Annotated in this window: 9 protein-coding genes and 1 pseudogene; 7 read left to right on the top strand and 3 right to left on the bottom strand. The window is 58.9% G+C overall.

Translation table 11 applies throughout. The features are described from left to right. The 4 genes from V7680_RS13965 to V7680_RS13950 all read left to right on the top strand — a co-directional run. Positions 1-710 (top strand): FAD-dependent oxidoreductase (locus V7680_RS13965; RefSeq protein WP_335653876.1); only part of this gene is annotated, 710 nt, incomplete at its 5' end. Next, positions 707-1975 carry a NupC/NupG family nucleoside CNT transporter gene (locus V7680_RS13960; RefSeq protein ID WP_335653875.1) on the top strand — a complete coding sequence of 423 codons (1269 nt, stop codon included), beginning with the start codon at positions 707-709 and terminating at the stop codon, positions 1973-1975. The genes V7680_RS13965 and V7680_RS13960, both read left to right, overlap by 4 nt. A 9-nt stretch (positions 1976-1984) precedes the next feature. Further along, complete coding sequence (locus V7680_RS13955; protein WP_335653874.1) at positions 1985-2587, top strand: CDP-alcohol phosphatidyltransferase family protein; 603 nt, start codon at positions 1985-1987, stop codon at positions 2585-2587. Positions 2588-2659: 72 nt separating this feature from the next. Next, a complete protein-coding gene (locus V7680_RS13950; protein WP_335653873.1) occupies positions 2660-3397 on the top strand; it encodes a DUF1499 domain-containing protein in 738 nt (245 codons plus the stop codon). A 7-nt stretch (positions 3398-3404) separates the two neighbouring features. On the opposite strand, the gene V7680_RS13945 is transcribed toward V7680_RS13950, so the two are convergent. Then, positions 3405-4250 (bottom strand): hypothetical protein, encoded by an 846-nt coding sequence (locus V7680_RS13945; RefSeq protein WP_335653872.1) that lies wholly within the window; start codon positions 4248-4250, stop codon positions 3405-3407. A 186-nt stretch (positions 4251-4436) separates the two neighbouring features. Here V7680_RS13945 and V7680_RS13940 point away from each other — a divergent pair, with 186 nt between their 5' ends. Both V7680_RS13940 and V7680_RS13935 read left to right on the top strand, forming a co-directional pair. Then, on the top strand, positions 4437-5438 hold the full coding sequence (locus V7680_RS13940) for a threonine aldolase family protein (protein ID WP_335653871.1): 1002 nt from the start codon (positions 4437-4439) through the stop codon (positions 5436-5438). Beyond that, positions 5435-6373 (top strand): DMT family transporter, encoded by a 939-nt coding sequence (locus V7680_RS13935; RefSeq protein WP_335653870.1) that lies wholly within the window; start codon positions 5435-5437, stop codon positions 6371-6373. Before V7680_RS13940 ends, V7680_RS13935 begins: the two co-directional genes overlap by 4 nt. A gap of 3 nt (positions 6374-6376) precedes the next feature. On the opposite strand, the gene V7680_RS13930 is transcribed toward V7680_RS13935, so the two are convergent. Together V7680_RS13930 and V7680_RS13925 are read right to left on the bottom strand one after the other, a co-directional pair. Continuing rightward, positions 6377-7168 (bottom strand): SDR family oxidoreductase, encoded by a 792-nt coding sequence (locus V7680_RS13930; RefSeq protein WP_335653877.1) that lies wholly within the window; start codon positions 7166-7168, stop codon positions 6377-6379. A 15-nt stretch (positions 7169-7183) separates the two neighbouring features. Further along, the gene (locus V7680_RS13925; RefSeq protein WP_335653869.1) at positions 7184-8479 is read right to left on the bottom strand and encodes a M48 family metallopeptidase; all 1296 of its coding nucleotides are present in this window, start codon (positions 8477-8479) and stop codon (positions 7184-7186) included. 102 nt (positions 8480-8581) lie between these two features. Here V7680_RS13925 and pepN point away from each other — a divergent pair. Then, positions 8582-9125: pseudogene (gene pepN, locus V7680_RS13920) on the top strand (aminopeptidase N); the annotation flags it as partial.

The raw sequence follows: 9125 nt of genomic DNA, 5'->3' as shown, positions 1-9125 counted from the left end.
GTGAAAAACGGTTGATCGTTAGCGCGGATGGCAAGGAACAGGCGATCGCCTTTGACGCCTTGGTCATCGCCGTCGGTCGTTCGGCACGGATGTCGGGTTTCGGATTGGAAGAACTGGGCATCGAGACCGGACGGACCATCGTCACCGATGATATTCTCGCCACGTCTTATCCCAATATATTTGCCGCAGGCGATGTCGCTGGCCCCTATCAATTCACCCATGTCGCATCGCATCAGGCCTGGTACGCGTCGGTCAACGCCCTGTTCGGCCAGTTCCGTACCTTCAAGGCTGACTATCGGGTCATTCCGTGGACGACCTTCATCGATCCGGAAATTGCCCGGGTTGGTCTGAACGAACAGGAAGCCAAAGAACAGGATATCGCCCATGAGGTGACCATCTATCAGATGCACGAACTGGATCGGGCGATCGCCGAAAGCGCAACCCAGGGCTTTGTCAAAGTGCTGACCCCTCCGGGCAAGGACAAGATTCTCGGCGTCACCATCGTCGGTGACCATGCCGGAGAATTGCTGGCAGAATATGTTCTGGCGATGAAATATAAACTCGGCCTCAACAAGATATTGGGCACGATCCACACTTATCCGACCATGGCGGAAGCCAATAAATATGCCGCGGGCGAGTGGAAGCGCGCGCATGCACCGGAAGGCCTGCTTCGCTGGGTCGAGCGCTATCACAGCTGGATGCGCGGATGATCGCCATCTTGCAGCAGGGACAGGGACTGATCGGTCTGACGCTGATCCTGTTGTTCGTCTGGGCTATATCGGAAAACCGCAAGGACCGGCCAAGCTGGAAATGGATCGGCGGAGCGCTGTTGCTCCAGCTGACCATCGCACTGGTTATCGTCCGGGTGCCCTTTGTCTGGGACATCATCGGCCTCGCCAATCAGGGCGTGATGGCGATTGAAAAAGCGAGTCTGGTCGGGTCATCCTATATGTTCGGCTATGCTGGCGGCGCGGAATTGCCCTTCGTGCTGAAAGAAGGCGCACAGCCACCGCTGATCATCGCCTTTCAGATACTGCCTCTGGTAATCGTGTTCTCGGCATTGTCGGCCTTGCTGTGGCACTGGGGCGTGCTCGCGTGGATCGTCCGCGGTCTGTCCTGGGCGCTGCGCAAGACGATGGGCGTGAGCGGCGTGGTTGGTCTCAGTGGCGGCGCGAATATCTTTCTCGGCGTGGTCGAATCGCCTCTGGTATTACGGGCCTATTTCGAGAAGATGAGCCGGGGCGAATTGTTCATGGTGATGGTGCTGCCGATGGCGACCATCTCGGGCGCGATCCTGATCCTCTATGCTTCGACCCTGTCGGAGGCGGTTCCCAATGCGGTCGGTCATATGATCTCTGCATCGCTGATCTCGCTGCCAGCCGCGATACTGGTCGCCCGGCTGATGGTGCCGGGCAACGGCAAGACCGAGACCAGCGACAAGCAGCCGGGGCTGAAATATGACGGCAGCATCGACGCACTCGTGCGCGGAACGATGGAAGGCGTGCAGGTTTTTCTGGCGGTTATCGGGATCATCCTGGTGGTGTTCGCGCTGGTCGCTCTGGTCGACCAGATATTGACGATCGTGCCTTATGTCGACGGACAGGCGGTGACCATCAAACGTGCCTTCGGCTGGCTGTTCGCGCCACTGATGTGGACGCTGGGCGTGCCGTGGGACCAGGCACCTGCTGCTGGCGCTTTGATGGGGACCAAGACGATCCTCAACGAATATGTTGCCTATCTCGATCTCGCCGCGATCCCCGAAGGGACATTTGATCCGCGCAGCCAGTTGATTGTCGTCTACGCGCTTTGCGGCTTCGCCAATCTTGCCAGCGTCGGCTTGCTGGTCTCGACCATCGGAACGCTCGCGCCGTCGCGCCGGGCAGAGGTGGCCGGACTGGGCGTGAAAAGCTGGATCGCTGGCAATTGCGCCACCGCGATGACCGGAGCGGTGATTGGACTGGTGAGCTTTGGGTGAGGGGGAACTATGCTTGATTCCCGGATAAGACCGCTGATTGATCCGCCGCTCAATGCCATCGGCAAGGCGCTGGCCCGATCCGGTATCACCGCCAATCAGGTCACCCTGGCTGGCGCGATGATCGGCATCGGGGCAGGTGTGGCAATCGGTTTCCGCTATTATCTTCTCGGTCTGGCGCTGGTGCTGCTGAGCCGGGTGCTTGACGGACTCGATGGCGCAGTCGCGCGCGCGACGAAGCAGTCAGATTTCGGCGGCTATCTTGATATCGTCGCCGATTTTGCCTTTTACGTCGCTGTCCCGATCGGTTTCGGTTTTGCCGCGCCCGCCAATCTTCCCTTCGCGATGATATTGATCGCCAGCTTCACCCTGACCGGTATCAGCTTTCTCGCTTATGCTGTAATGGCGGCCAAAGCGGGCCGTGAAACCGAAGCCCACGGCAAGAAGAGCTTCTTCTATAATACCGGCCTCGCCGAAGGCACCGAGACTATCACCGCTTTTGTCCTGATGTGCCTGTTTCCCCAATATTTTTCCGTCATCGCCGCGATCTACTCGGCGATGTGCGTGATCACCGTGATCCAGCGAACCATAGCCGCGAAAGTTGACTTTCCTTGATCGGCCTGTGAAGCATCCACACTGACGAAATGCAGGAGCGCAGATCGCGCCGGGAACAGAGCAGGGGTTGATATGGCAGACGGTAAATGGGCGAAGCGGCTGAGCAAATCGGCGCTGATATTGGGAATTGCTGCACCGGTCGTTGCCGTGGTCGGCGTCACGCTTGCTCGCTATGACATGATCGGAAAGCTTGCCGGCTTTTCAGGCATATTGGCCGGAGCGCTGATCGCGGCTGTTGCCATATTGGCCGGTATCATCGCGCTTACGTTGGCCTTCAAAAATGGCGGCAGCAAGAAAGCGGCCTTTGTCGGATTGCTCATCGCGATAATCTATATCAGCTTTCTCGGCTCCCGCGCGGCGGCTGGTGGCGATGTTCCTGCCATTCACGATATAACGACCGACCTCGCCAACCCGCCGCAATTTGCCTCGCTATCGCTCCGCGCCGATAATCTTGCCGGTGTCGAGACGGTCGAGAACTGGCGTGCAATCCACAGCCAGGGCTATCCTGATCTGCAATCGGTCACAATCGCGAAGCCGGTAGCCGAAGTGATCGCGCGTGCTGAGGCCATCGCCGGTGACTTAGGCTGGGAGGTGGCAGTAGCTGATCCTCAGGCAGGCCATTTCGAAGCAACCGCGAGCGTGTCCTATATCCGCTTCAAGGATGATGTCGTCCTGCGGGTGGTCCCGACGGAAGACGGCGCAGGCAGCACAGTGGATATGCGGTCGGTCAGCCGGATCGGCGTCAGCGATCTCGGCGTCAATGCCAAGCGGGTCCGGTCATTTCTGGATGCGCTGTCCAAGGATTCCTAATGGCAGCTCAGTCCTGCCGCTGACTTTGATATCGTATCTCGATGGTTGCGCACGGGCGACCTGCCTGTTGAACGGTCATCGACACAATATTTTTTGAACTGTCATGGCGCGCCAGTTCGACTTCAAACGGGCGGCCCAATTCGACATATCGCAGGAATTCCATCTTGCCGCCGGTGATCATCAACGGCTCTCCTCCCAGCAAGAGACTGGTAAATTGCCTCCCGACATCTGCGAGTTGCGTCGAATTCACGTGATCGCCCGAACCGCTGAGATAGGGGTGAGCGGGCGGAAACCCATTTTTCTTCGTGATCAGCGCCAGTGCTGATGGCCTATTGTCGTTTCTGATGGCCGAGAGAAAACTCTCGGCCTGGGTCGCAACTCCTACGGCTTTCGCGGAGGCATATGGAAAGTCAGGCTGGGCAGGTTGCGCCGCCATTTTCTCCTTGGCCTGCTCGCGCCATGCTTCGAAGTCCCGGTTGTGGAAAATAACACCGGTGCCGCTCATCCGGTAGACGAGGGAATTCTCTTGGTCGAAAAACGTCAGTCCGAAGCCGGGCCCGCCGGCCTCGCCAATCGGCTCTGCAAAGCCGTGGGTAGCATGACCGACCCCGGGCTCGCCGCAAACCCATTCGGTCTGGGTCAAGGCGGACCATTTTGTCGGGTCAAATGTCCCCCGCGCGGTGCCGGTCTCTACCGAAGCCCAGTAGTTGACGGTCTGCACCACGATCGGGTCAAACGGGTGCAAGGCCAGCCACGGCCATTTGTCTTCGTCATACGAGCAATGGAACGTGACGGAACCGTCGTTCGAAACGATATGCGAGTGGGTGAACTGGCTGGCGGGCGCTTTTGACATTTGCCGATGATTGCAGAAGTTAGCCGCCGTGACAAATATTGGGGGTCTTGGCCCTGTCAGCCTGCGATTTTCGCAGGTGTCGATGTCCTTAATAATATATCCACCGCCATAGTGACAATGATATTGTTGCGGTTTCGGGCCCTTAGCCATCTTGACGCGCCAGAAGCTCTAAGCCATGCGCTGCAAATGCGATTTTTCTCTGATAATGCCGCGTCGGTGCACCCCAAGGTGCTGGAATCGCTGGTCGAAGCCAATGTGCAGGATACCGCCTACGACGGCGATAGCCTGAGCGCGCGGCTCAACGGCGCTTTTTCCGACCTGTTCGAAACCGAGGTTGAAGCCTTGTGGGTGGCGACCGGCACGGCGGCCAATTCGCTGGCGCTCGCCGCGATGTGCCAGCCGCATCAGGGCGTGATCTGCCACCGCGAAGCCCATATCGAGCAGGACGAAGCCGGAGCGCCCGGTTTCTTCACCGGCGGTGCCAAGCTGATGCTGCTGGACGGGGAGGGCGCAAAACTCTCTCCGGAAAGCGTAGAGGCATATTGTGCGGCGATCCGCGACGATGTCCATCAGGTCCAGCCTGCTGCCGTTTCAATCACCAATGCCAGCGAATGTGGCATGGTCTATCGCCCCGATGAAGTCGCGGGCCTCGCCGAAGTCTGCAAGGCACGCGGTCTCGGTCTGCACATGGACGGTGCGCGCTTTGCCAATGCGGTGGCGACGCTCGGTTGCTCGCCCGCCGATCTGACGTGGAAAGCGGGTGTTGATGCGCTCAGTTTCGGCTTTGTGAAAAATGGCGGGATGAGCGCCGAGGCTTTGATATTCTTTGATCGTGATCTGGCCGCCGACACCCATTATCGCCGCAAACGGGCTGGCCATTTGCAGTCCAAGGGCCGTTATCTCGCAGCGCAGATACTGGCGATGCTCGACAAAGACCTGTGGCTCGACAATGCCAGCGCTGCCAATGAAGGCGCGCAGATCATTGCCAAGGCGGCTGGCGACCGATTGATCTATCCGGTCGAAGCGAACGAGGTCTTCATCAGACTCTCGGCAGACGAAGCGGCGCATTTGCGCAGCATCGGTTTTGACTTCTACGACTGGGGCGCAGGGCAGGCGCGGCTGGTGACCAGCTGGAACCAGAGCGCCGAGGATATCCGTCCGCTAGCCGAGGCGATTGCATCCTTATGAACGCCGGCGACGAGAGTGAGCCAAGCCTCCTCAACCCGCGCATCCTGATCCCGTTTCTGCTGGTCTCGCTGATCTGGGGATCGACCTGGCTGGTGATCAAGGACCAGATTTCGCAAGTGCCGCCCAGCTGGTCGGTCAGCTACCGGTTCATCATTGCCGCCGCCGCCATGTTCGTACTGGTGGCCTATAAGCGGCTGTCGTTCCGGCTCGACCGCACCGGCTATCTGTTCGCTCTCATTCTCGGGCTGTTCCAGTTCAGCTTCAATTTCAACTTTGTCTATAATGCCGAGCTGTTCATTACTTCGGGACTGGTCGCCGTGCTGTTCGCGCTGTTGATGGTGCCCAACGCGATAATGGGCCGTGTCTTTCTCGGCCAAAAGATATCCGGCGCGTTTCTGGGCGGCTCTGCCATAGCTGCGGTCGGGATCGCGATGCTGTTCTGGCACGAATATCGCGCATCTCCGGCCAGTCTCGAACAGGTGCTGATCGGTGCCGCGCTGGCGTTAGGCGGAATCATGTCGGCCTCGATTGCCAATGTCATGCAGGCGGGCGAGCGGCTCAAATCCTATCCGATCATCACCGTCCTCGCCTGGGCGATGCTGTTCGGCGCCCTCATCAATGTCGCGTTGTCGTGGATTACCGTCGGCCCGCCGGTATACGAAATGCGCGCTGCCTATTGGGGCGGGATCGTCTATCTCGGTGTCATCGGCTCGGTCGTCACCTTCCCGCTCTATTTTTCGATGATCCGCGAAATAGGACCAGGCAAGGCGGCCTATTCCAGCGTATTGGTACCGGTGGTAGCGATGATATTGTCGACGATTTTCGAGGATTATGTCTGGACCTGGTTGCCGGCTGGCGGCGCGGTTCTGGCGATGCTCGGACTGCTGGTGGCACTGCGTGCGCGCAAGCCGAAGACTCCCCGCATTCCCGCCTGAGCATTAGTCGAGCAGCGACTGAAGTCCCGCCTTGAAGTCCGGAAACTGCGGCTGCCAATTGAGTAGCCGCTTGGCCTTGCCATTGGCCACGCGGCGGTTCTCTTCATAAAAGCCCAGCGCAGCTTGCGACAGATTGGCTTCCTCCAGCGACAGCAATGGCGGCACATCCATGCCCAATAGGCGCGCAGCATGGGCGACGACTTCATGCTGTGGCGCGGGCCGATCATCCGATACATTATAAACGCCCGCCGGACCGTCGAACGATGCGATTACCGCCGACACAATATCGTCGACATGGATCCGGCTAAACACCTGTCCAGGCATGTCGACGCGCCTGGCCTTGCCGTCGCGCACGCGGGTTAGGGGGTTGCGGCCCGGACCATATATGCCGGGCAGGCGGAAGACATGGATATCGCTGCGCAAATGCTGCCAGTTCTGATCGGCATCGCTACGCGCCTTGCGGCGGCCCGAACCGATGGGCGCGCTCTCGTCGACCCATGCACCATCGACGTCGCCATAGACGCCGGTCGCGGAGAGATAGCCGCACCATCGCAGCGAGGCTGACGCAAGCGCCTCGCCATAATGATCGAGCGCCGGATCACCGTCGTCACTGGCCGGTGGAACCGACGACAGGACATGCGTTGCCTCTGCCAATGCCGCCAGGACCGATGCGCGATCATCAAAGGCAATCGCACCCTCGCTCGCTTCGCGGCGTGTACCAGTCACGGTCCAGCCATCGCTGCGCAGCCGTTCAGCTAGCCGCGAGGCAGTATAGCCCATCCCGAAGATCAGCATGTGGCGCGTCACGGCCTATTCTTTCTCCAGCTTGCCGGGTTTCAGCATCACCGGATTTTCAACATGGTCAGCTTTCCATTGCATCGACATGCGGACTCTCGTGGCACCCGACGGATGGTCAAAGAACAGCATTTCCTCGACGGGGCCCGGTTCGATCTTGCGATATTCCGACAGGCGCATGGCGACCTTGGCAAAGCCGTCCGGTTCCTTCGCGGTGTCAAGGCCGAACTGGTCAGCATCGCTTTCATTGACCCGGATCAACGTGTTGAACGCCGGCGTCGCTGCCAAGAAATATAGTATCAGGATGATACTGAACACCGGGATAGCGGCCGGGTCGGAAATGCTGCGCACGCCCCATTTCTCGCCATGGCGTTCGATCAGCCGGGGCGCGAACCGGGCGGTGATGAACAATCCGACAGCCATGATCAGCGCCAGGATGAATATGGATCGCCAGGTATGGCCGAGAACATAGTGGCCGAGCTCGTGGCCCATGACGGCCGCGACTTCTTCGGGATCGGTACGCTCGAGCAGATTGTCGTTCAGCGAAATCCGGATCGTCGGTCCAAGACCGGAGACATTGGCCGATATACGTTTATGCTGTTTGGACTGGTCAAAAACATAGATATTCTCTGCCGGAATATCATATTCCGCTGCCATTGCGACGATCTTGTCCCGCATCGGACCGGCTTCCATGTCGTTATAGTCGTTGAACAGAGGCGAAATGAATACCGGCCCGAGCATCATTCCGATGAACAGAAAGATCGTGATAACGCCGGTTCCCCAAAGCCACCACGTTTTGGGCGCCCGGCGGATCACCGCAAAAATCGCCATGATCAGCAGCGGGAAGATGACCAGCGAGATAGCCAGGCCTATCACTTGTTCGCCGAACCAGCTGCCGAAATCCTGACTCATCAGACCATATTGCTGTTCCCGGAAAAAGGCGGTGTAGATGGTCCATGGCAGGGTGATCAGAAAGCCGGCAATGACATAAGGGAATGTATAGAGCGCGGGTTGCAGCCATTTTCTGCTGGTCACCCGTTCGGCCCAGTCCCGGAAGCGAGCCGACAGGCGCGACTGCAGGATCAGGAAATCGACCAATATGCCGACCAGTGCGCCCCACAGGATCAGCCAGTAGCCACCCTCGAAATAGCTGTTGGATTTTTCGAGATCGGCGCCTTGCAGCGTGTCGATATAGGCACGGCTGGCCTGCTCTACGTCAAACGCCGCGCTGCCGGATTGTGCAAAAAGCATATCTATCGGCAAGCCGACGATCAGCATGGCGGCGAAAACCAACATCAATAGTCTGGACATGACCCACTCCCTTTTGCCCAAGCCATAAACGCAATTGCGCGGGGTGCAAATGGCTCTTATGGCAAGCCCATGCTTGATATTCAAAAAACCGCCAATTCCGAAATGGCTGACGCCGCTCCGGCCCCCAAAGATCCGGCCACCATCCGCCGCGAGGATTACCGGCCACCGGCCTGGTTCATTCCGGAAGTCGAACTCGATTTTCAGCTTGATCTGGAGCGGACCGTGGTGCGCTCGAAGCTGGATGTCCGGCGGTCAAAAAGCGCTAAGCCCGACGAACCCCTTGTCCTGCAGGGCGATGATATCAGCCCGACATCGGTGAAAGTCGACGGCGAAGCGCGCACCGACTGGACGCTGGTCGACGGCGATCTGATCCTGCCACTGAGCGGTGCGGCGCATATCGTCGAGATCGAGGTCGAACTCGATCCCTCGACCAACACCCAGCTGATGGGGCTCTACGGTTCCAACGGAATGCTGTGCACGCAATGCGAAGCGGAAGGTTTCCGCCGGATCACCTTCGCACCCGACCGGCCCGATGTGCTCAGCCGTTATCAGGTGCGGATGGAAGCCGACAAGGCGAAATTCCCCGTATTGTTGTGCAATGGCGACAAGATTGCCGAAGGCGATGGCGAAAATGGCCGTCACTGGG

Source organism: Parasphingorhabdus sp., assembly GCF_036963705.1.
In the GTDB taxonomy this organism is placed as follows: domain Bacteria; phylum Pseudomonadota; class Alphaproteobacteria; order Sphingomonadales; family Sphingomonadaceae; genus Parasphingorhabdus.
Note: the sequence above shows the minus strand (reverse complement) of the source record. Positions and strands in the feature narration are given on the sequence as shown.